General features: G+C 53.8%; 20 protein-coding genes and 1 pseudogene. 12 read left to right on the top strand and 9 right to left on the bottom strand.

All coding sequences use genetic code 11. The features are described 5' to 3' along the window. Window positions 1–35 precede the first annotated feature (35 nt). The 3 genes and pseudogenes from tldD to E1N14_RS19195 form a co-directional block, all read left to right on the top strand. A complete protein-coding gene (gene tldD / locus E1N14_RS19205; protein ID WP_028781336.1) occupies window positions 36–1,484 on the top strand; it encodes a metalloprotease TldD in 1,449 nt (482 codons plus the stop codon). Window positions 1,485–1,910: 426 nt separating this feature from the next. Next, on the top strand, window positions 1,911–2,423 hold the full coding sequence (locus E1N14_RS19200) for a hypothetical protein (RefSeq protein ID WP_206192029.1): 513 nt from the start codon (window positions 1,911–1,913) through the stop codon (window positions 2,421–2,423). Window positions 2,424–2,512: 89 nt separating this feature from the next. Beyond that, window positions 2,513–2,626, top strand: a pseudogene (locus E1N14_RS19195) (alpha-amylase family glycosyl hydrolase); the annotation flags it as partial. 170 nt (window positions 2,627–2,796) lie between these two features. Here E1N14_RS19195 and E1N14_RS19190 read toward each other — a convergent pair. Beyond that, entirely contained in the window at window positions 2,797–3,321 is a 525-nt protein-coding gene (locus E1N14_RS19190; RefSeq protein ID WP_025011860.1) for a hypothetical protein, read from the bottom strand. Between the two features lie 362 nt (window positions 3,322–3,683). Between E1N14_RS19190 and E1N14_RS19185 the strand changes: the two genes are divergently transcribed. The 3 genes from E1N14_RS19185 to E1N14_RS19175 all read left to right on the top strand — a co-directional run bounded on the left by E1N14_RS19185 (window position 3,684) and on the right by E1N14_RS19175 (window position 5,572). Next, window positions 3,684–4,673: a transposase gene (locus tag E1N14_RS19185; protein WP_152134836.1), complete on the top strand. Its 990-nt coding sequence runs from the start codon at window positions 3,684–3,686 to the stop codon at window positions 4,671–4,673. A gap of 261 nt (window positions 4,674–4,934) precedes the next feature. Next, window positions 4,935–5,141 carry a hypothetical protein gene (locus tag E1N14_RS19180; protein WP_025012166.1) on the top strand — a complete coding sequence of 69 codons (207 nt, stop codon included), beginning with the start codon at window positions 4,935–4,937 and terminating at the stop codon, window positions 5,139–5,141. After that, complete coding sequence (locus E1N14_RS19175) at window positions 5,138–5,572, top strand: hypothetical protein (RefSeq protein WP_025012165.1); 435 nt, start codon at window positions 5,138–5,140, stop codon at window positions 5,570–5,572. Before E1N14_RS19180 ends, E1N14_RS19175 begins: the two co-directional genes overlap by 4 nt. Window positions 5,573–5,865: 293 nt before the next feature. On the opposite strand, the gene E1N14_RS19170 is transcribed toward E1N14_RS19175, so the two are convergent. Further along, the gene (locus E1N14_RS19170) at window positions 5,866–6,885 is read right to left on the bottom strand and encodes an IS110 family RNA-guided transposase (RefSeq protein WP_062794031.1); all 1,020 of its coding nucleotides are present in this window, start codon (window positions 6,883–6,885) and stop codon (window positions 5,866–5,868) included. A gap of 201 nt (window positions 6,886–7,086) precedes the next feature. On the opposite strand from E1N14_RS19170, the gene E1N14_RS19165 reads away from it, so the two are divergent. The 6 genes from E1N14_RS19165 (at window position 7,087) to E1N14_RS19140 (ending at window position 12,933) form a co-directional block, all read left to right on the top strand. Then, a complete protein-coding gene (locus tag E1N14_RS19165; protein ID WP_144161401.1) occupies window positions 7,087–7,281 on the top strand; it encodes a hypothetical protein in 195 nt (64 codons plus the stop codon). 9 nt (window positions 7,282–7,290) lie between these two features. Beyond that, the gene (locus E1N14_RS19160; RefSeq protein WP_025010228.1) at window positions 7,291–7,614 is read left to right on the top strand and encodes a hypothetical protein; all 324 of its coding nucleotides are present in this window, start codon (window positions 7,291–7,293) and stop codon (window positions 7,612–7,614) included. 634 nt (window positions 7,615–8,248) lie between these two features. Beyond that, window positions 8,249–9,649 carry a TolC family protein gene (locus E1N14_RS19155; protein WP_025010227.1) on the top strand — a complete coding sequence of 467 codons (1,401 nt, stop codon included), beginning with the start codon at window positions 8,249–8,251 and terminating at the stop codon, window positions 9,647–9,649. Further along, window positions 9,639–10,613 (top strand): HlyD family secretion protein, encoded by a 975-nt coding sequence (locus E1N14_RS19150; protein WP_028781331.1) that lies wholly within the window; start codon window positions 9,639–9,641, stop codon window positions 10,611–10,613. Before E1N14_RS19155 ends, E1N14_RS19150 begins: the two co-directional genes overlap by 11 nt. 2 nt (window positions 10,614–10,615) lie before the next feature. Next, window positions 10,616–11,773, top strand: a complete 1,158-nt coding sequence (locus E1N14_RS19145; protein WP_062793876.1) for an ABC transporter permease — start codon at window positions 10,616–10,618, stop codon at window positions 11,771–11,773. Further along, the gene (locus E1N14_RS19140; RefSeq protein ID WP_062793877.1) at window positions 11,770–12,933 is read left to right on the top strand and encodes an ABC transporter permease; all 1,164 of its coding nucleotides are present in this window, start codon (window positions 11,770–11,772) and stop codon (window positions 12,931–12,933) included. Before E1N14_RS19145 ends, E1N14_RS19140 begins: the two co-directional genes overlap by 4 nt. On the opposite strand, the gene hydF is transcribed toward E1N14_RS19140, so the two are convergent. The 7 genes from hydF to E1N14_RS19105 form a co-directional block, all read right to left on the bottom strand. After that, entirely contained in the window at window positions 12,893–14,125 is a 1,233-nt protein-coding gene (gene hydF / locus E1N14_RS19135; protein ID WP_025010226.1) for a [FeFe] hydrogenase H-cluster maturation GTPase HydF, read from the bottom strand. The two genes, E1N14_RS19140 and hydF, sit on opposite strands and share 41 nt — an antisense overlap. Next, window positions 14,118–15,131, bottom strand: coding sequence for a [FeFe] hydrogenase H-cluster radical SAM maturase HydE (hydE, locus tag E1N14_RS19130; protein WP_025010225.1), 1,014 nt, complete (start codon window positions 15,129–15,131; stop codon window positions 14,118–14,120). Before hydE ends, hydF begins: the two co-directional genes overlap by 8 nt. Further along, the gene (locus E1N14_RS19125; RefSeq protein ID WP_025010224.1) at window positions 15,128–15,739 is read right to left on the bottom strand and encodes a hypothetical protein; all 612 of its coding nucleotides are present in this window, start codon (window positions 15,737–15,739) and stop codon (window positions 15,128–15,130) included. Before E1N14_RS19125 ends, hydE begins: the two co-directional genes overlap by 4 nt. Further along, a complete protein-coding gene (gene hydG / locus E1N14_RS19120) occupies window positions 15,736–17,190 on the bottom strand; it encodes a [FeFe] hydrogenase H-cluster radical SAM maturase HydG (RefSeq protein ID WP_025010223.1) in 1,455 nt (484 codons plus the stop codon). Before hydG ends, E1N14_RS19125 begins: the two co-directional genes overlap by 4 nt. 69 nt (window positions 17,191–17,259) lie before the next feature. Next, on the bottom strand, window positions 17,260–17,925 hold the full coding sequence (locus E1N14_RS19115; RefSeq protein ID WP_025010222.1) for a cytochrome b/b6 domain-containing protein: 666 nt from the start codon (window positions 17,923–17,925) through the stop codon (window positions 17,260–17,262). A 10-nt stretch (window positions 17,926–17,935) separates the two neighbouring features. Beyond that, window positions 17,936–18,253, bottom strand: a complete 318-nt coding sequence (locus E1N14_RS19110; RefSeq protein WP_025010221.1) for an iron hydrogenase small subunit — start codon at window positions 18,251–18,253, stop codon at window positions 17,936–17,938. Between the two features lie 10 nt (window positions 18,254–18,263). Next, complete coding sequence (locus tag E1N14_RS19105; RefSeq protein WP_028781324.1) at window positions 18,264–19,496, bottom strand: [FeFe] hydrogenase, group A; 1,233 nt, start codon at window positions 19,494–19,496, stop codon at window positions 18,264–18,266. Between the last annotated feature and the right edge of the window lie 29 nt (window positions 19,497–19,525).

Genomic DNA, 19,525 nt, shown 5'->3' with positions numbered 1-19,525 from the left:
CAACAAGGCCACAGGGCCGGATTGAGAGAGACCCAATGCCATTTTTAACCCAAGTGGGACAGAGTTTACTGCAAGAGGGACTGCACCTCGACGATCTGCAAACTTACCTGGAGCGAATCCACCAACACCAGGTGGATTTTTCCGATCTCTATTTTCAGGGCAGCCGTCATGAAACCTGGGTGCTGGAAGATGGCATAGTCAAGGAAGGCAGTTTTCATATTGAGCGCGGTGTCGGTGTCCGAGCCATCAGTGGTGAAAAGACAGGTTTCGCCTACGCCGATGAGATAACCCCCAAGGCCTTGGCCGCCGCCGCCGATGCCGCCAGAGGCATAGCCCAGACTGGGGGCAGCTATCAAACTCAGGCCTGGAAGCGCCGCGGCGCCAAGGCGCTGTATCTGAGTGAAGATCCGATAGCGGCACTGGAAGAGGGCCGTAAAATTGCCCTGCTCAAGGAAGCGGATGCCTATATCCGCAGCCTGGATAGTCGCATCATTCAAGTGGTGGTCAGCTTGGCCGGAGTGCATGAAGAGATACTGGTAGCTGCCAGCGATGGTACTCTGGCGGCGGATATCCGGCCGCTGGTACGCTTCAACTGCTCTGTGATCCTCGAAGAAAACGGTCGCCGTGAACGGGGCGGTGCCGGTGGCGGTGGTCGTCACCACTATCAAACCCTGATGGCTGCCGCTGATGACGGCTTGCCCATGTGTTTTGCCTTTGCCCGCGAGGCCGTGCGTCAGGCACAGGTCAACCTGCAGGCGATAGACGCCCCTGCCGGTGAAATGCCTGTGGTACTGGGCGCTGGTTGGCCTGGAGTCTTGTTGCATGAAGCGGTTGGCCACGGCCTGGAAGGTGACTTCAACCGTAAGGGCAGCAGCGCCTTCAGCGGTAAGATTGGCCAGCAGGTGGCCTCCAAGTTGGTCACTGTGGTGGACGATGGCACGCTGGAAAACCGCCGTGGCTCGCTGACCATAGATGATGAAGGTACCCCGGCGCACAAGACAGTGTTGATTGAGAACGGCATTCTCAAGGGTTATATGCAGGACAAACTCAATGCCCGCCTGATGGGGCAAAAGCCCACCGGGAATGGCCGCCGCGAATCATACGCTCACTTGCCTATGCCGCGGATGACCAACACCTATATGCTGGCCGGTGAGTCGGCGCCCGCCGATATTATCAAGTCGGTGAAAAAAGGCCTCTACGCCCCCAACTTCGGTGGCGGTCAGGTGGATATCACCTCGGGTAAGTTTGTGTTCTCGGCCTCTGAAGCCTACCTGATTGAAAACGGCGAGATCACCAGTCCGGTGAAGGGCGCGACCCTGATAGGCAACGGCCCGGAAGCCATGGGGCAGATCTCCATGGTGGGCACAGATCTTGAACTCGACAAAGGCGTCGGCGTCTGCGGTAAAGACGGCCAGAGTGTCCCGGTCGGGGTTGGGCAGCCAACGCTTAAACTGGACCGTCTGACGGTCGGTGGTACAGCCTGAGAAATGCTGCCGAATCCCTGATTCGGCAGCTGAATTTAGCGCTGGTTCCTGCATTGCTCTTGGCAAAGTGATAGCCGCTGTGGCGGCAGAAAGTCTTGGAGCAAATGCATCCCTATTAATCTAAATCGTTTGTGATCTTTGCAGAAACAGGCTTAAGCCTGCCGCAGGCAGGCCTGGCAAGGACAATTCTGCATGAACCTCCGAAAGTGAGCGTCTCAGAGAGTCTCATTTCCAAAAATCCGTCGTTATTTATCAGAGACTGACACCTTGCAGCGGGCTTTCTTGCAGCTCAGAAAGTGTTTAGGATGCCCTGTATATTGTGACTGAATTGAATAAAAAGGGAATTATCTGGGGATTCCTTAGAACAGGGCGTTATGTGAAAATTCTCCTGAAGCCGTTGTTAGCTCTAAGTAAAGGTATTAGATAGTGAAAGATACAATGCTCAAATTAGCGTACTTTACGCAGCATATAACTTTGAATAAAAATGATTACGAATACATAGGGGAAGACGAGCTTAGCGTTGTCTTTCGCTACAATAATAGTGTCCTTTGCCGCCCCTATATTTATTTTCGACCAATAAATATGAGTGGTTCTTTTTTGAACGAACGTGAATTTATAGAGACCATATTCGAATGCTACGAGGGGCATGTTGATATTGTCTCTCAAACTTTTACCGAGCTTGAAGACAGATTTCAGGTAGTTACACGTTATTGTATGGTTCTTGACGATAGCAATAATGGTGAATTTTCGGGATGTGAGTTTACTTATACGCAAGATAGCGACAACATTTTTAAGTACCAAGTCGAAAACTCCATAGCGCCTGAAAATGAATGTTGTACACCTTTGAACCAGCTTAAACTCTCCGTAAATGGAACGCTAGAGTGTGAGGTTGTGGAAGAACCGTTAGTAGGTTCTTTTCTCTGCCCATCGAAAAGATAGCGAAAAGATAGGACAGCCATATCTTTTTGATGTTTCACACAGCCTAGACTAGGTTTTGAATACCCATCAAAGCTCAGTCGAGGTTGGCCATGACCACAGCCCGTCGTCAGTTGATAGACGCTGAAAGTACGCCCTTTTACCACGTGATTAACCGTTGCGTTAGAAGGGCATTTTTGTGTGGTGAAGATGCACTCTCGGGGCAAAAGACAGGACAGTCAAATCTTTCTCAATACAACCTCCGGGTAATGGCATATCATGATAGCCGGGTTTAACACCATCAGAAGCCTGGTATGGTAATAAGGTGCAGCCCGTTAGACTTAAACCAATCAATGCCAATCAGCTTGCCAGCAAACAGTTAACCCGCATCAAATGACTAATCCGGTAATTGTTTGCAAAGGTCATCAAATAGCGCAAAACTTTCTGTTAGCACAGTTTGTAATTGTGTTTCGTTATAGCACCATGGCTGGTGTTGTGTACGCCAGTCTTTATCCCAATCTATCTTTTCACCTCGCGCTAACCGCTCCGCCACGGCAATCTGTTGATAAGTGCCGCCACCAATTCGCTTATCTTCACGCCACAAGTCAAAGTTGAACACTACCCACTGCAGCATCTCCATCATAAGCCTCATATGGGGGTAGGCGAACTTTTTGGCATTTAGCTTGTAATATCCCCCCTCGCTTTTGTAAAAGCGAATCGGGTAAGGGAACTGGGCAACCAATGCCTGTCGACGCTCCGTCGGCACCTTAGGATTAAAATCGCCAGGGAGTTTAGGAAAGCGCACCAACATGGAGGCATAGCGCTCGGCAAAATCGACCTCGCGGGCAATGGTAATCACGGGTTGTGATACTTCACTCAGAATAAATTTGTGTTGTTGCTCTGTTAACATATCATTACTCATCTCGACTGTTTATGGTTTCCAACCAACAGGGGCTCGGCCCTAAATCTTAGCTCCCCCCTTGGGTGCAGCAATGGCCTTGTAGATCAAATCAATCCCAGATAAGCAGGTTCCATCAGGGTTTGTGCTGTTAATTGAGCCGCTGGTAAAGAAAGACAAGACAGCCAGATCTTTTTGATGTTTCACACACCCTCGACTAAACAGAGAAGAAGACCAAGGAAGACAGGACAGCCAAGGAAGACAGGACAGCCATATCTTTTTGATGTTTCGCCCACAAGGAAGACAGGACAGCCATATCTTTTTGATGTTTCGCCCAGGCTTGACTAGGCTTTGAAATACCCATCAAAGCTCAGTCGAGGTTGGTTATGACCACCGCCCGTCGCCAGTTGATAGATGCTGAAAGTACGCCCTTTTACCACGTGATTAACCGTTGCGTGAGAAGGGCATTTTTGTGTGGTGAAGATGCACTGTCGGGGCGCAGTTACGAGCATAGACGTGGCTGGATAGTGGATAAAATCAGGCAGTTGTCGTCAATATTCTGCATCGACGTTTGCGCTTATGCGGTTATGAGTAATCACTACCATTTGGTGCTCAAAATCGACCTTGCAGCGCAACAATCGTTGTCGCCATTTGAAGTCATTGAGCGTTGGACCGGGCTCTTTAGTGGCAATCCTGTGGCGGCAAAGTTCCTCAAGGGCGATAGTCTCTCGGAAGGCGAGCGAATACTGTTGGATACGCTGACTAGCGATTGGCAGGAACGCCTTGGCAGTATCAGTTGGTTTATGCGCTGTTTAAACGAAGATATCGCCCGCAAGGCCAATCGAGAAGATGGCTGCAAGGGCGTATTCTGGGAAGGACGCTTTAAGTCGCAGGCGCTGCTCGATGAACAGGCGCTGCTGGCCTGCATGATGTATGTGGATTTAAATCCTATTCGCGCAGGTATTGCAGATTCGCTGCAAACTTCTGACTACACCTCCATTCAGGAGCGCATAGAAGAAGTTGCTGAGCCTGCATCTGCCAACACTTCACTTAAGCCACTGCTGCAATTTGATGGTGCAACCACTGCCGCCGAACAAAGCGGCATTCCATTTCACTTTGCCGACTATCTGGAGCTGATTGATTGGACAGGCCGGGCGGTGCGGGAAGACAAGCGTGGCTTTATTGCCTCTTCCAGGCCCAAACTGCTGCTTGAGCTTGGTATCAGTGACGATGCCTGGATAACTTCCGCCAAGGAGTTTCGCCGTCAGTACAGTGGCATGAGTGGCCGATGGGATGCAATGTGTGCCATGAAGGCCAAATGTGGCGGTAAATGGTGCCGGGGTAAGCAACAAAGCAAAGCAATACACCCCCATTAACCCTAAACCCTTGGTGATTTTGCAGCAACAGGCTTAAGCCTGCCGAAAGCATGCCTGGCAACTGCAATTCTGCATAAATCTTCGAAAGTGAGCGTCTCAGAGAGTCTCATTTCCAAAAAACTGTCGTTATTTATCAGAGACTGCCCCCTGCAACGACCTTCCTTGCTGCTCAGAAAGTGTTTAGGATGTCCTGTATATTCCTGCTGTATATTCCTGTATATTTTCCTGTCAGTAGGTGAAAATGGCGAGACGAAGGTAAGTGTGGCAACAAAAGAGTTTCGTTTATTAAGTGATAACGCCCTTAAGTCGGAGGTAGTCAGTATGCTTTCAGAGGCTGGAATCGAGGCTGGCCCAAACAATGTAAATATTCAAAATGTCGAGGTTGTAACTACAATTGCGCCTGATGATGGCTCGTTTAAGTCAAATGATGCAGTTAAAATGAGAGAGCAAGTGGAGGCTTCAAAATGATTATTGATTCATTCTATGAGGATTTTGATGCTAAAAGTTGGAGCACTGAGCCTGATTTTGATTGCTATGGGGATGAGCTAGCGTTTTACACTGAAGGGACGATCCTCTTTGAAGGTGAAGACAGTGACTTTTATATTAACATCTACTTGTTAGAGTTTATAGTTGAAGTAGACATAATGTTGAGGCGAAGGCTTGGTCAGCGTTTCTTTGAGGAATGTCTTAGTCTTCAACTCTCTGGCGAATCCCTATCTTTTTCACGCAGTGAAAGTGAATTATTCGTATCAATGGCACGCCAAAATAAGATTGTTGCCTATGATTGGGCTAGATTTATTGAGCTTTTTCTTTCTGTAAAAATGCAGTTCAAAAAGAAATTAAACGAGCACTATCCTAATATATCTAAGTTTATAGAATTTAAACTGCTGTTGGACTAATAACCAGAAAAAGACAGGAAAAAGACAGGACAGCCAGATCTTTTTGATGTTTCGCACAGGCTTGACTAAATAGCTTATATGGACACCTCTCCGATGCAAGCACCGGCAGGTCTCTTTCTGACAAAGTAGCCACACACATATATCCGGCTTCGTGAGCCCTGATGAACATCCGTACTCTCTGTCCTCATTAGTGCCATGGCTTTTAGCAGCCCAGCTATTTGTCAGGTTCACAGAGAGTCGGTTCTACCTGTCAGCACATCAACTCTTTGGACTTATTAAAATCAGTTAGTTACTTAACGATATACTCTGTTTTTTTGGTTTATTAGCGCCCACGCTATTCGGGCATTTTTGTTAGCCAGCGCCACTACAGCTTTGTTTACGCCACTTCGGGCAATAATACCTTTCAGCCACCGCTGGAGACCTCCACATCGTTCTTCCGGAAGGTTGATGACCCGGTAAACCACTGAGCGGGCGCCATGAATAAGCAGTCCTCGCAGATAACCATCTCCGCGTTTTGTTATCCCGAGTAGTCTGACTTTACCACCACTGCTGTGCTCCTTCGGAACCAGCCCCAGATAGCTGGCAAAATGCCGGCCATTCTGAAAATCAGCGCTGTCGCCCAGAGCTACCGTCAAGGCTGAAGCCCCTAATGGCCCGATACCAGGTATGCTTTTCAGTCTGAGGGTATCCTCATTTTGCTGGCTGATAAGCGCAAGGCGCAGATCCAGAGTTTTAATCCGCTGCTGATTGTCCTGAAGTTCCTGCAACATCTCATGGAACAGCTCCCGGCTGAGCGTGGTGAGCTCATTTTCTGCATCCTCCAGGTGCTCAGGCAGGTGGGCCATAATTTTATGAGCCCCTTCCGGTATGGCGATACCGTATTCCAGGCCTAGCCCCCGTATCTGGTTAATCAGCGCGGTTTTGTTTTTCATCAGCCGCTGGCGAACCCGGTGCAGACACTGAATATCCTGCTGTTCAATAGACTTCTCCGGCACATAGCGCATACCCGGGCGACTGTCAGCTTCGACAATTGCAGCTGCATCATTTTTGTCATTTTTACTGCCCATTCTGAAGGGGGCAACATACTGTGGACTGATTTGTTTAACTTCATGTCCGTATTGCCTGAACTGGCGTGACCAGTAATTTGCACTGCCGCACGCTTCCATCACAATACGGGACGGAGGCTGCTGAACAATAAACGCCGTCAATTTTTCACGGGTGATCATTTTATTCGCTTTCTTCTCACCCTGCGCAGATACGATATTCACCTGAAAAACTCGCTTTGCCAGATCAATTCCGATAATTTGTTCCATGGGACACCTCTTCATATTGCTGTTGGTTTGCACTTACAGCATGGCTCACTGAAGTCTTTGTGGGGAGGTGTCCATTTCATTAGCTCCGAATACTGCTACATTTTCGCGATGCCGTGTCCGTTGCCGGGGAAAGGCGAAACGGTTTCCATAAGGAGTAAAGTTTTTAGCAAAGAAAAACAAGCTCTTGTGGAGATGGCTAAAATGGACAAGAAGAATGGTGGTGTGACGCAAGGTGATATGGATGCATATGCCGAATTAAATGCTGAGCTATCAGACCCCTTCCCATCAAATCAAGTCAGGGGACTGGAAACTCATCCAGATAGGGCTAATGGGAGTGAGCCTCATGGTCACGTTGGCCCAGTAAACCATATACCAGAAAAGAAAATCGAAGATTAAAGGCTTAGTATGTATAAGAAACTGCTTGATTTTTGGATAAAAGTATCTAGTGAACTAAATTTGGACATTGATATTGGACATAAGGTCACATTGGATTCAGGGGAAGTAATCGAGTCGCTACTTTTGGTTAAAGGATTTGGTGCCAAAATGGGGATGTTAATCTTTAGCAAAGATATTGATATTACCCAAGTAAGAAAAGAGTTGAACGAACTTGGTTATGGGTACTCACATATGTACCCACCACTAGAGAATGAACAATTTGACATTGATGATTATGTTGAACTTTTAGAAGATTGGGGGTGGACGGGTAAGCTATCAGAAAAACCTTTTTAAGTTCAATTATGCTAAATAATTTAAAGACTCTGACAAGTCTTGAGTAGGTCTGAGAAGCGTGGTCAGTTTTCAGCGGAAAGCTGGCCAACTGTTTTAGAAAAAGACAGGACAAAAACGGAAAATACAGCGAAATACAGGACAGCCGAAAAAAGGCAGGACAGCCAAATCTTTTTGATGTTTCGCACAGCCTCGACTCAGGGCAACCGCATGAATGTTCAGCTTATGCTAGTACAGCTTATGCGGTCACGGGTAATCACTACCATTTGGTGCTGGCATCCAAATTCATCCACGGATAAGGTCTGCTCACCATCCTTGGCTCACATAAGCCCACTCGCCGCTGGCCACTTTATTTGCGCCAACAGGCTCTCGGCAACGCCCAAGTGCAGTGCAATTCTGTAATTCTAAATTCGTGAGTTTAGGATGTGTGTCTATTCCTCGGTGCAGGTTTGCACCTTCCTTAGTTTCAATACAGCTTAAAAAAGACTAGGATCCAGTGGCTTGTCTGTTTTTTTACCCAGGTTTCGACAGGCCTTGGAGGCCTCGCGCCGCCGCGCAGCAAGGTTAACTGGTGGCCGACAAGCGAGGATGATATCCTTTTTGCTCAGGAATTAGAGTTTTTACTCTAGGGGTGTAGATGAAATTGACCAAATTTGCCTGGTTGCTGTTGTGGCCGCTGGCGGCTCAGCCTGCGCTTGCCGCAGACTATAGTTTTGCCTCGGCCTGGCAACAGTTGCTGGAGGTGAGCGATAAGCTGGCCGCCGAAGGCCAGGAAGTCAGCCGCGCCGAGGCGCAGCAAGAGGCCGGGCGCGACCTTAACCTGCCATCGCTCAACATCAACGGCAGCTATACCAGGCTGGAAAAACCGATAGAGCTGGATCTGCGCGCTCTCAATCCACTCGCCTCTATGGATCCCGCCACTCTGCCGCCAGCCATAGGTGGCATTATTGGTTCTTTGCCTGGCTCGCTGTTTGTGACTCCTTTCACCGAGCAGGATGTGTTCCGAGCCAGCTTACAGGCGATGTGGCCGATTTATACCGGTGGCCAGATCTCTGCCGCTCAAGGCATTCAGGCGGCTCAGGTGGCTGAGAAGAAGCAGCAACTGGAGTTGGCGCGGCGTGAGCTATTTACCACTCTGGTAGACAGATACTATGCCGTCACTGTGACCCAGGCTTTGGTGCAGACCCAGGCTCAGCTGGTGGCATCGCTGGAAAAGCATTACAGCCACGCTGAAAAACTGGAACAACAGGGGCAGATCGCCAGAGTCGAGCGCCTCAATGCCCAGGTGGCACTGGATCAGGCCAAGGTCGACCTCGGCAGTGCCAAACGCCGCCATGAGATGGCGCTGATAGCCTTGTCACGCCTGCTGCACCAGACTGATATCGCCACCAAGTCACCGCTGTTTATGGCGCCAAACTCCCCTTCATTGCCGCAGTTGACTGAGCTGACGCTGAAGCAGCATCCAGCCTTGCGCTTGTTGGAGGCGAAAGAGACCCAGGCTCAGGGCCTGGTCGATATGGAAAAGGGAAAATACTTCCCCACGGTTTTCCTCTACGGTAACTACACCCTCTATGAAGACGACAGCCTGTTTTCCAAGGTCGAACCCGACTGGATGGTAGGCGTCGGGGTCAAGGTGCCGCTGCTTTCTCGTGATGGTCGCAGTGGCAAGGTGCAGGCGGCCAAGAGCGCCCTGCTGCAGGCCAGATACACCAAGGCACAAACCCGTCAGGATCTCAGTCTGTTGGTGGATCAGAGCTATCGCCAACTGCTGCAGGCCGAAGAGGAGGTTAACGCCTTGAACAGTTCTCTGGCGCTGGCAGAGGAAAACCTCAAGCTGCGGGAACTGGCTTTCAATCAAGGGCTGTCTACCTCCATCGACAGGGTGGATGCCGAGCTCAAACTCAGTGCGGTACGCACCAAGCAGTTGGCGGCTCAATATCGTTATGTTCAGGCCTATGCCCGCTTGATGGCGGTCAGTGGCCAGTTGGATGAATTTATCGGACGCAGTGACAAGCAGGAGATACAGGATGCGGGTTAATCCTTTGGTGGCCATAGTGGCCCTGGTAACCATAGTGGCGGCGCTGGTATATGGGCTGATCCTGGCTTACTCCCCCAAGCCACAGCTGTTGCAGGGGCAGATAGAGGCCAGGGAATACAATGTGTCTTCCAAGGTGCCGGGCCGGGTAGAGCAGGTGTTGGTGCGCCGCGGAGACAGTGTCAGTGAAGGGGATCTGCTGTTTGCCATCGACAGCCCCGAGCTCAATGCCAAGCTGATGCAGGCCGAGGGTGGCCGCGATGCCGCCAAGGCGATGCAGCAGGAAGCCGACAGCGGTGCCCGTAAGCAGCAGGTGGCCGCCTCCCGCGAGCAATGGCTCAAGGCCAAGGCCGCCAGTGAACTGGCCAAGACCACCTTCGACCGGGTGGAAAACCTGTTCCGCGATGGCGTACTTGCCCGGCAAAAGCGTGATGAAGCCTTTACCCAATATCAGGCCGCCAAGTATACCGAGCAGGCCGCCTATGCCATGTATCAAATGACCGAAGAGGGCGCCCGGGAAGAAACCAAGGCCGCCGCTGCCGGTAATGCCCGGATGGCCGAAGGTGCGGTGAAAGAGGTCAGTGCCATACTCGCCGACAGCCAGATGCGCGCGCCCAAGGGCGGTGAAATCACCGAGGTGCTGTTGCAGGTGGGCGAGCTGGCACCCAGTGGCTTCCCTGTGGTCAGTTTGGTGGATATGACAGATGCCTGGGCCGTGTTTCAGGTGCGTGAGGATCAACTCAAGCAGTTCAAGAAGGGCGAGCGTATGACCCTGACACTGCCGGCGCTGCAACGCAGTGTCGAGTTTGAGGTCAGCCACATCAGTGTGCTGGGCGACTTCGCCACCTGGCGGGCGACCGAGAGTGGCCACGACTTTGATATGCGTACCTTTGAAGTGGAGCTCAGGCCGCTGGAGCCGGTGGCCGATCTGCGGGTGGGTATGTCAGTATTACTTGAAAAGTCTTGATTATGAAGAAGTTGCTTCGGCGAGAGTGGCAGGCTGTCTGGCGCGATCCCTGGCAGCTGGCACTGATAAGCTATCTGCCGCTTATCGGTGTGCTCTGTCTTTGGTGGTTGTTTTCCGCCGGGTTGCCCAGGCAGTTGCCGGTGGCGCTGGTGGATCAGGACAACTCCAGCCTCAGTCGTGAGCTGGGGCGTCATCTTGAAGCTAATCCTGTCATCGCCCCCAGGCGTTATCTGGCGCTGGACGAGGCGGTCGAGGCGATGCGCCGCGGCGAGGTCTATGCCTTGGTCATCTTGCCCTATGGTCTGAAGCAGGAACTGCTGACCGGGCACACTCCCACCATAGATTTACGTTACAACGGCCAGTTTTTGCTGGTGGGCAAGCTGCTGGCCAGTCAGTTGCAACTGACCCTGGCCGATGGTTTGCAGCAGGTGGCCAGGCTCAAGCAACTGGCGGCAGGCGTCAACCCGTCCCAGGTTGAGGTGCACCTCAGCCCTGTAAGCACCCAAACCACGGCGCTGTTCAACCGCAATAACAACTATGTCGGCTTCCTGGTGCCGCCTGTGCTGATAGCTCTGTGGCAACTGCTGGCCATGTTGGCCTTTGCCGGCAGTCTCAACCGTGAGCTGCGCCAGGATACCTTGGGCGAATGCTTCCGCCTGGGTATGCCCTCAGTGCTTTTGAGTAAATTTGTGGTCAACGGCGCCTTTATGCTGCTGCACGGCGGTTTTATTTTGGTGCTGTTGTATCAACTGCTGGGGCTGCCGATAGCCGGGCAACTCCTGTGGCTGCTGCCGATGCAGATCTTAATGTTGATGGCGGTCTGGCTCTGGGTGCAGGGGATTTTCTTTATGCTGGCCGACAGCGCCAGGGTGATCAGCTTTTGCACTGCGCTGTTTGCACCCGCCTTTGCCTTTATGGGCATTACCTTCCCGACCGGAGAAATGCCGCTGCTGGCGCAGTGGTGGCGTTTGTTGATGCCATCAAGCCACTATATAGAGTCTCATGTTGCGTTGGTGAGCTATGGCGCCGGGCCGGCCAGCTTACTGCCTCAGGCGCTGGGTTATCTCGGCTTTCTGCTGCTGTTGATCCCCAGTTGGTTCTTTGCCCGTCGTTATGCCAGGGTGCTGCAGTCGCAGTTGCCGCTTGAGGAGACGTTATGACAGCCAAGCCCCTCTCGTTATGGCAGTTGATCTGGCTGGATTTACGCGCCTTGGTGCGTGACAAGGCGATCTCTTTGACCCTGTTTGGCGGCGTGCTCTTCTATGCGGTGCTCTATCCCTTGCCTTATCTGCATCAGGTGCCCACAGAGCAGCAGTTGGTGGTGGTGGATCACGATAACTCTTCGCTGTCACGGCGGCTTATCCGTCACGCCGATGCCAGTGCCCGTATCCAGGTCGTCGGTCGGGTCGGCTCCATCGACGAAGCCAAGGCCTGGGTCACCGATGGCCGCGCCCATGGTTTATTGGTGATCCCGTTTGATTTTCGCCGCGATCTGTTGCTGGGACGGGGCGCGACTTTGAGCTTCGGCGGTGATGCCAGTTACTTCCTGATCTATTCCGCTGTGGTAGAAGGTTTGGTGAGTGCCGGTATGGATGCCGGCAAGCAGATCCAGCTCAAGGGACTATTGGCCTCGGGCCAGAGCCCTGAGGCCGCGGCCCAGAGTCTGGCGCCGATTAAACTCAATGCCGTGCCCGCATTCAATAAAGGTTTGGGTTATACCCCCTATGTGGTGCCAGGCTTGTTTCTGCTGATTTTGCACCAGACCTTGTTGATAGGCACAGGCATACTCGGCGCCGGTCAGTGGCGCCAGCCGGGCTATTGGAACCGGGTCAGCCCCTTGATGCTGGTCAGTGCCCGGGTGTTGGCCTTCGGCTTGCTCTATTGCCTGTTCAGTGCGCTCTATATTGGCTGGTGTTATTACTTCTATCAGGTGAGTCTGCAGGCGAGTCTTGGTCAGGTATTGTTGCTGATGTTGCCTTTCCTGCTGACCACCGCCAGCGCCGGGGTAGCGCTCAGCTGTCTGTTTGTGCGGCGCGAGTTGCCGACTCAGATCCTGCTGCTGGTATCCATGCCTATCCTGTTTGTCAGTGGCTTTGTCTGGCCCTTGGCATTGATCCCTGAGCCCTTGGTATGGCTGTCGCAGGTGATCCCGGCTGTGCCGGCGATTATGGGAATGTTGCAGCTGAACCAGATGGGAGCCGATTGGGCGGTTATTGCCCCCAAATGGTTACAGCTGTGGGGGCTATTGTTGCTGTTCTTCCCTCTGGCGGTTTGGGGCGTTAGTTGGCGTCGGCGTCAGCTGGCAGCAGCGGCGCACTGACTCTTTCCAGCACGCCACTGGCCTTGGCCAACACCAGTCCATAGTTGGTGATGGCGACGCCGCGGCGGCGACATTCGAGAATGCGCCGCTGCATCTCCGCCCGCCCCAACATACAGGCGCCGCAGTGCACTACCAGTTTGTAGTGTTCCAAATCGGCCGGAAAGTCATGACCGGCACAGACGCTGAACTGCAACTGTTTGCCGGTCAATTTGACGATGGCCGCCGGGATCTTCACTCTGCCTATATCTTCATCCTGCACCTCATGGCTACAGGCCTCGGCGATCAGTACCCGATCGCCATCCTCGAGCCTTTCGAGCATCTCGGCGCCTTGCAGCTGCGCCGGTAGATCGCCCTTGGCCCGGGCAAACAGGGTGGAGAAGGTGGTCAGAGGAATGCTGTTGGGTACCTGAGCGGCCACTTGTCTCACCGCCTGGGCATCGGTCACAACCAGCGCCGGTGGCGTGGGCATGGCGGCCAAGGCCGTGGCCAACTCAGACTCACGGCAGATGCTGGCGATGGCACCGTTATCCAGCGCTTCTCTGAGAACCTGCACCTGAGGCAAAATCAATCTGCCCTTGGGGGCCGCCGAATCTATCGGGGCGACCAGCAGCAGTTGTTCTCCTATGCGGTAACAGTCGGCGGCCAGCACGGGGTCGCAACGAAAATCCGCCGGTACCAGTTGAACCAGCTGCTCGACCAAGTCTTCCCGGTGTTTTGCCTCTTGGGTCGACAGGCATAAGAACTTGATGCCTTGGTCGTTGAGCCAGTGCTGATGCTCCGTGGGCAAAGGGGCCAGATCTTGCTTGTTCGCTACCACCAGGATCGGCAGCTGCCAGCTTTGCAGCAGTAACAGCCAGTCGCGATCAAACTCATCCAACCCCTGTTCATCCAGCACATAGACGGCGATATCGGCCTGTTGCAGCGCCCGGCGACTGGCGGCTATTCGCTGAAGCCCCAGGGCGCCGGTATCGTCCAGTCCGGCGGTATCTATCAGGGTAGCGGGGCCGACCGGATGCAGTTCAAAGGGCTTGCGCACCGCATCTGTAGTGGTGCCCTTGGTCTCAGAGACTATGGCACTCTGTTGGTTGGATAAGTAATTGAGCAGGGAGGACTTCCCGGCGTTGCGACGACCACACAATACTATGTGCAGTCTGACCCCGCGGGGGGCAGCATTGGGGGCCGAATTACACATTAATTTGTCTCCTGGCGTTGCCTCTGTCCGCAGAGCAATACAAGCCGCGGGCTTTAAGGCTGAGTCTGATATCGGCGAGACGCTGCTCCAGCGGGCAGCCGGAGGCATTCTTGCCGGGGTAAATAAGGTATTTGCTGCTGTCTTTCTGTGGCGTGAACGAGGGCATAAGCACATTGCAGCCGCGGCTCAGAGATTCGAGCCTGGCGCCTTTTTGCAAGGCATCCAGGGCGCTGGTGGCAGGAATGTTGGCACCGGGATTGAGTAGCCTGAGTATGGCGCTGGCTCGCTGGCACTCAAGCACATTGCCGTTGGCCGTGTTTGCCAGCGGGGTTTGTGGATGACAGACAAAGGGACCAACCGCCAACATCTCCAGTTCCATGGCTGAGAGCGCCAACAGGGCGTCAGCCAGGGCATCGCTCTTGCTGCCCGGCAGGCCACAGATAATGCCACTGCCGGTCTCATAACCCAGGCTCTTGAGGGTTTCCAGTAGCCTTAGGCGTTTGTCCAGCACTCTTCCCGGGCGCAGGCGGCTATAGAGCTCGGCATCCAGGGTTTCCAGTTTCAACAGATAGCGGTCGGCGCCGGCTTCGCGCCAGAGCGCCAGTTCACTGTGGCTGCGTTCACCCAAAGATAGCGTGATGGCCAACTGGGTTTGCTGTTTGATGGTGCTGAGGATGTGGCTTATGCCGTCCTGGCGAAAGCGGCTGTCTTCACCGGATTGCAGCACCAGGGTGCCGATGCCGGCTTTATCTACTTTGAGGGCCGAGTCGATGATTTCCTGGTGGCTGAGCCGGTAACGCTCAATGTCGCGATTGGCGGCTCTCAGGCCACAGTAGTGACAGTCACAGCGGCAATAGCTGGAAAACTCCACTATGCCTCTGAGCCAGATCTCCTTGCCAAAGTACTGGCGCTTGACCGCATCGGCGCGGGCAAACAGCCAGTCATCGGCTTCGCCGCAGAGCAAGGCTCTGATTTCTGCTGAACCCAGATTTTCGGCCGGTTTCATGCTTGGGATCCCGCCTGTTTCAACACCTGCGCCAGCTCATCTGCGTAGCGATACAAGGCCTGTTGCCAGGGCGTGGCAGCGACCTTGGTGCGGCCTTGCATCCGTTGCCATAGGCCCGCTGGTGGCAGCCCCAGCTCGCGGCTGTCCAACTTGAGCCACAATCCCAAAGGCGCCAGATGTGGGCTATGGGCATAGTGGCCGACAAACAGTTGATCATCGAGCAATAACAGTGGCGCGCTGGCGGCCAGTTTACTGCTGAGCGCCGTCACCTGCTCGGGCCAGGAGGCGGCGAGTTGATTGCTCCAATGCTGAGACACCCGGTATTCCTCGAGGATTTCCGCCTCGGTGGATTCCGGGCGCAACATTTTGCCAAACGCCAGCCCGGCTTCGCTTTGTAACTCTTGTGTCACTATCAACAGCTGCGACAGCTGGCTGCTTTGCAGTCTTTGCCGCAGCAACTGATCTATCGCCCCTTCGCTGAAATTGGCATAGTGGCCGGCATGCAGGGCCACTCGCCGGGCACGGCTCAATGCCGATTTCAGCTGTTGTTTTGGCAGCCCGGCATAGAGACGGCATCCGGGTGCCAGTACCAGAGTCTTGCCTTTCACAGATAGATGTCCCTCTCGCCCGCATCTGTGCGCGTGAGGCAGGCCTTGATATTACGTCTTCTGGCGGGGCTGAGTTTATCCAGCTCGGCGGCTATCAGTGCCTCACCGGCTTTGCGGGTCTGCTCGCTGGCGTAGTCGTTGAGGTATTCCTTGAAGGTGATCAGGGCGTTGGGTTGGCAGAACTTGCCGATAAACTGCTGCTTGGCCAGGCCGATAAAGTGATCGCCGGTGCGGCCCTTGCGGTAACAACCGGTGCAGAATGAGGGGATGGAATGGCTATGCTTGACCAGATCCAATACCACTTCATCCATGCTGCGGTGATCGCCCAGGCTGAATTGAGCCGCATCGTCTTCCTGGTTGTAGCCACCAGGGGTGGTACGTGAGCCGGCGCTGATCTGTGATACCCCCAGGCTCAGGAGTTCACGTCTGAGTTCGGCACTTTCACGGGTGCTCATAATCAGCCCAGTGTAGGGCACTGCCAGGCGGCTAATGGCCACCAGGCGCTTAAAGGTGGCGTCATCGACGACATAGGGTGGCCGCTCCGACAGGCTGGAGCCATCGGCGGGCTCAATCCGCGGGAAGGAGATGGTATGTGGACCTATGCCGCAATCCTGTTCCAGTTGCTGTACATGGGCGAGCATGGCCAGCAGTTCGAACCTGTGGTCATAGAGACCGAACAGCACGCCAATGCCCACATCGTCGATACCGGCTTCCATGGCTCTGTGCATGGCGTAGAGACGATAGAGGAAGTCTTTCTTGCGGCCTTTGAGGTGCACCTGTTCGTAGGTCGTTCTGTGGTAGCTTTCCTGAAAACACTGATAAGTGCCTATGGCGGCCGTCTTCAGCAGCTTGAAGTCTTCTGTGTCCATGGGAGCGCAGTTGACATTGATGCGGCGGATCTCACCGCCTTTGCCTTTGCGCACGCTATACATGGTCTTGATGGAGTCGACTATGGCTCGGGCGTTATTGCGCGGGTGTTCACCGTAGACCGCTAGGATCCTTTTGTGGCCCATATCTTCCAGGGTTTCCACCTCGGCGATCAGCTCCTGCTCGCTCAGGGTCTTGCGTGGCAGGTCATGGTTGTCGGCGCTGAAGCCGCAATAGCTGCAGGCGTTGGCGCAGTAGTTGGAAACATACAGGGGGGCGAACAGTACTATGCGATTGCCATAGATGGCGTCCTTGATGCTACGGGCAACGGCAAATAGCTCTTCGTCCAGGGAGGCATCCTGGTTTTGCAGTAAAACCGCCACTTCCTCCAGCGTCAGCCCCTGCAAGCGGCGGGCTTTTTCCAGCACCTGGCGCACGGTATCCGGGCTGGGTTGCCGGTTGTTATTGAGCAAGCCCCAGATGGCGTCATCATCGATAAAATTTACGGCGGGGTTATAGTCTTTGACTTGAATCGTTTCTGTATGGCCCGATACAAGCGGGTCTGATATCAAAGGGCCTGACATCTGTAGTGGCTCTCCTGTAGATAAGGAGCGCAGTCAAACTGCGCTCCTTGGAAAATGGAACTTATGGCGTTACTCGGCGCGTTTGGCGGCAACCGGAACGACCTCCTCCTGCACCCATAGTGGCGTGTACTCGGCTGCGTCATGGTAGGGCACCTTGCCGTGCAGCATCATCGCCTTGAAATCGTCGAAGCGATAAACCGCCAGGAACAGATGCACGGGCAAAAACGCCGTCAGCAGCAGGCCACAACCCAGGTGGATCATCCCCAGCAACCAGGCGGTATCGCGTGGGATTGCATAGGGAACCAGCCACAGCGCCAAGCCTGTAATGATCAGTGCAGTACCACCGAGCAGGACACAAACCCCGAACAGCTTCTGTCCAGAGTTGTACTTGCGCATAGGAGGCACGGCGACCTTCTTGCCCAACAGAAACTTCTGTGGATAGCCGCCAAGTACCTTGAACCAACCCACATCGTTGCCACCGAAGGTGAATACTCTGTTGGTGAACAGTACGACACGGTCGAATGCCATCAGGGTGAAGGCCACCGCATCCAGCGCCATGATGACACCGGCAACAATATGAATGTCATAGGTCAGCCCCATGGCACTGTCGCTCAAGGGTTTGAAGAACAACAACAGCCCGGTTGCCGCCAGTGGCAGGAAGCTCAGCAGCAAGATGTAGTGGAACACCCGAACATTCAGCGGGTGCTTGAGAATGGGACGATTGTCCTGATGCATAGCCGACTCCTTAGGATTTCAGTTGAGTGCGATCGACAAAATGGGTGTGCAGCAACTCGTGCGACAGATGCCCCAGCGGCTCACCGCCAAATTCGCTGTAATAGCGGGCAATGGCCGGGTTGGCATGGCTGACACGGTACTTGGCAATGGCATCATCCATATAGAGGGCATCGGCCCTGGCCTTGATGTATTCGTTGCGCTTGGCGATACGGTTGCCGAGCCAGCCCACAGGCAGGGCCAGTAGCGCCAGAATCGCAGCGCCCACGGCCATGAAACGGCGCCGTGACAACAGAAAACCATCTTCGGTAAATTGATACTTGTCTGTCATGAGCAATTCCTTACAGTTGGGCAACCCAGGATGTGCCTGAGCCGTTGATAGGTTGACCGCCACCGTTGACGCAACCACCGGCGCAGTTCATCACTTCGATAAAGTGGTAGGGGGACGTGCCGGCCATCACCTGTTCCAGCAAGGGGCGGATATTGCGACCCATGTCGTGCACCACGGCGACTTTCAGCTGCACATCTCGTTTGAGTTGTTGGTCATGAATGGTGAGTTCGGCTTCCTTGACGCCTTCCAGACCGCGCACAGGTGCCAGTTCCAGCTTGGCCAGTTCTTCACCTGTGAGCACCTTGTGCGCAGTACGCACCGCGGCTTCCATCACGCCGCCAGTGTTACCGAAAATGGTGCCGGCCCCTGTATATTGGGCAAACAGGCTGTCGCCTTGGTATTCGGCCACATCCGGCAGATGGATATCGAGGCGCTTGAGCAGCTCGGCCATCTCGCGGGTGGTCAGCACTGCATCCACATCGGCGTAAGGGGCGGAATCGCTGCCGTGTTGCTGATGGAAGCGCCAGGCAGAGTTGAATTCAGGGCGCGAGGCCTCGAGTTTTTTCGAGGTGCAGGGCATAACTGCCACTGTGAAGATCTTTTCCGGAGCCATCTCATACACCTTGGCGCCGTAGGTCTTGGCCACAGTCCCGGCCATCTGCTGTGGCGACTTGGCGGTGGAAAGATGTGGCAGCAGGCTGGGGTATTCGTTTTCCAGGAAGCGAACCCAGCCCGGGCAGCAGGAGGTGAATTGCGGCAGCTTGCCGGCGCCTGGCTCCTGGCGCACATTGGCATGCAGCCTGTGAATGAACTCAGAGCCTTCTTCCATAATGGTCAGGTCGGCGGCGAAGTTGCAGTCGAAGATCCTGAATCCGGCCTGGTGCATGGCGCCGTAGAGTTTGTTGGTCAGCAGTTGCCCCTTGGGCAGGTTGAAAGCTTCACCTATGGCAACCCGTACCGCCGGAGCCAGAATACCGACCACCTGAGTATCGGGATCCTTGAGCTTGGTCAGCACAGTATCCAAGGCACTCTGGGTTTCATGAATGGCGCCGAACGGGCAGTTGATCAGACACTGGCCGCAGCTCAGGCAACGCTCTTCATCAATCTTATGGGGGGCACCGGATGCGCCCTCAATAGCATGGGTGGGACAGAACTGTTTGCAGGCGTCACACCCTTTGCATTTGAGCGCATCTATCTGGATCAGTCCGCGGATCTCTCCCGGCTGATAGCTGGTTGCTGTCATGGCAATGCGTTCCTTTTTACGTGATAATA

Origin of the sequence: Shewanella algae (assembly GCF_009183365.2) — a bacterium.
Lineage (GTDB): Bacteria > Pseudomonadota > Gammaproteobacteria > Enterobacterales > Shewanellaceae > Shewanella > Shewanella algae.
This window is presented reverse-complemented; position numbering and strand designations above follow the sequence as displayed.

What these genes read in the sequence shown, in the direction of transcription:
- E1N14_RS19165 (WP_144161401.1), top strand. Translation starts at nt 7,087, where the DNA reads ATGGACAAGAAGAATGGTGGTGTGACGCAAGGTGATATGGATGCATAT.
- E1N14_RS19150 (WP_028781331.1), top strand. Translation starts at nt 9,639, where the DNA reads ATGCGGGTTAATCCTTTGGTGGCCATAGTGGCCCTGGTAACCATAGTG.
- hydE (WP_025010225.1), bottom strand. Translation starts at nt 15,131, where the DNA reads ATGAAACCGGCCGAAAATCTGGGTTCAGCAGAAATCAGAGCCTTGCTC.
- E1N14_RS19145 (WP_062793876.1), top strand. Translation starts at nt 10,616, where the DNA reads ATGAAGAAGTTGCTTCGGCGAGAGTGGCAGGCTGTCTGGCGCGATCCC.
- E1N14_RS19105 (WP_028781324.1), bottom strand. Translation starts at nt 19,496, where the DNA reads ATGACAGCAACCAGCTATCAGCCGGGAGAGATCCGCGGACTGATCCAG.
- hydF (WP_025010226.1), bottom strand. Translation starts at nt 14,125, where the DNA reads ATGTGTAATTCGGCCCCCAATGCTGCCCCCCGCGGGGTCAGACTGCAC.
- E1N14_RS19170 (WP_062794031.1), bottom strand. Translation starts at nt 6,885, where the DNA reads ATGGAACAAATTATCGGAATTGATCTGGCAAAGCGAGTTTTTCAGGTG.
- E1N14_RS19155 (WP_025010227.1), top strand. Translation starts at nt 8,249, where the DNA reads ATGAAATTGACCAAATTTGCCTGGTTGCTGTTGTGGCCGCTGGCGGCT.
- E1N14_RS19110 (WP_025010221.1), bottom strand. Translation starts at nt 18,253, where the DNA reads ATGACAGACAAGTATCAATTTACCGAAGATGGTTTTCTGTTGTCACGG.
- E1N14_RS19140 (WP_062793877.1), top strand. Translation starts at nt 11,770, where the DNA reads ATGACAGCCAAGCCCCTCTCGTTATGGCAGTTGATCTGGCTGGATTTA.
- E1N14_RS19160 (WP_025010228.1), top strand. Translation starts at nt 7,291, where the DNA reads ATGTATAAGAAACTGCTTGATTTTTGGATAAAAGTATCTAGTGAACTA.
- E1N14_RS19185 (WP_152134836.1), top strand. Translation starts at nt 3,684, where the DNA reads ATGACCACCGCCCGTCGCCAGTTGATAGATGCTGAAAGTACGCCCTTT.
- tldD (WP_028781336.1), top strand. Translation starts at nt 36, where the DNA reads ATGCCATTTTTAACCCAAGTGGGACAGAGTTTACTGCAAGAGGGACTG.
- E1N14_RS19175 (WP_025012165.1), top strand. Translation starts at nt 5,138, where the DNA reads ATGATTATTGATTCATTCTATGAGGATTTTGATGCTAAAAGTTGGAGC.
- hydG (WP_025010223.1), bottom strand. Translation starts at nt 17,190, where the DNA reads ATGTCAGGCCCTTTGATATCAGACCCGCTTGTATCGGGCCATACAGAA.
- E1N14_RS19115 (WP_025010222.1), bottom strand. Translation starts at nt 17,925, where the DNA reads ATGCATCAGGACAATCGTCCCATTCTCAAGCACCCGCTGAATGTTCGG.
- E1N14_RS19190 (WP_025011860.1), bottom strand. Translation starts at nt 3,321, where the DNA reads ATGAGTAATGATATGTTAACAGAGCAACAACACAAATTTATTCTGAGT.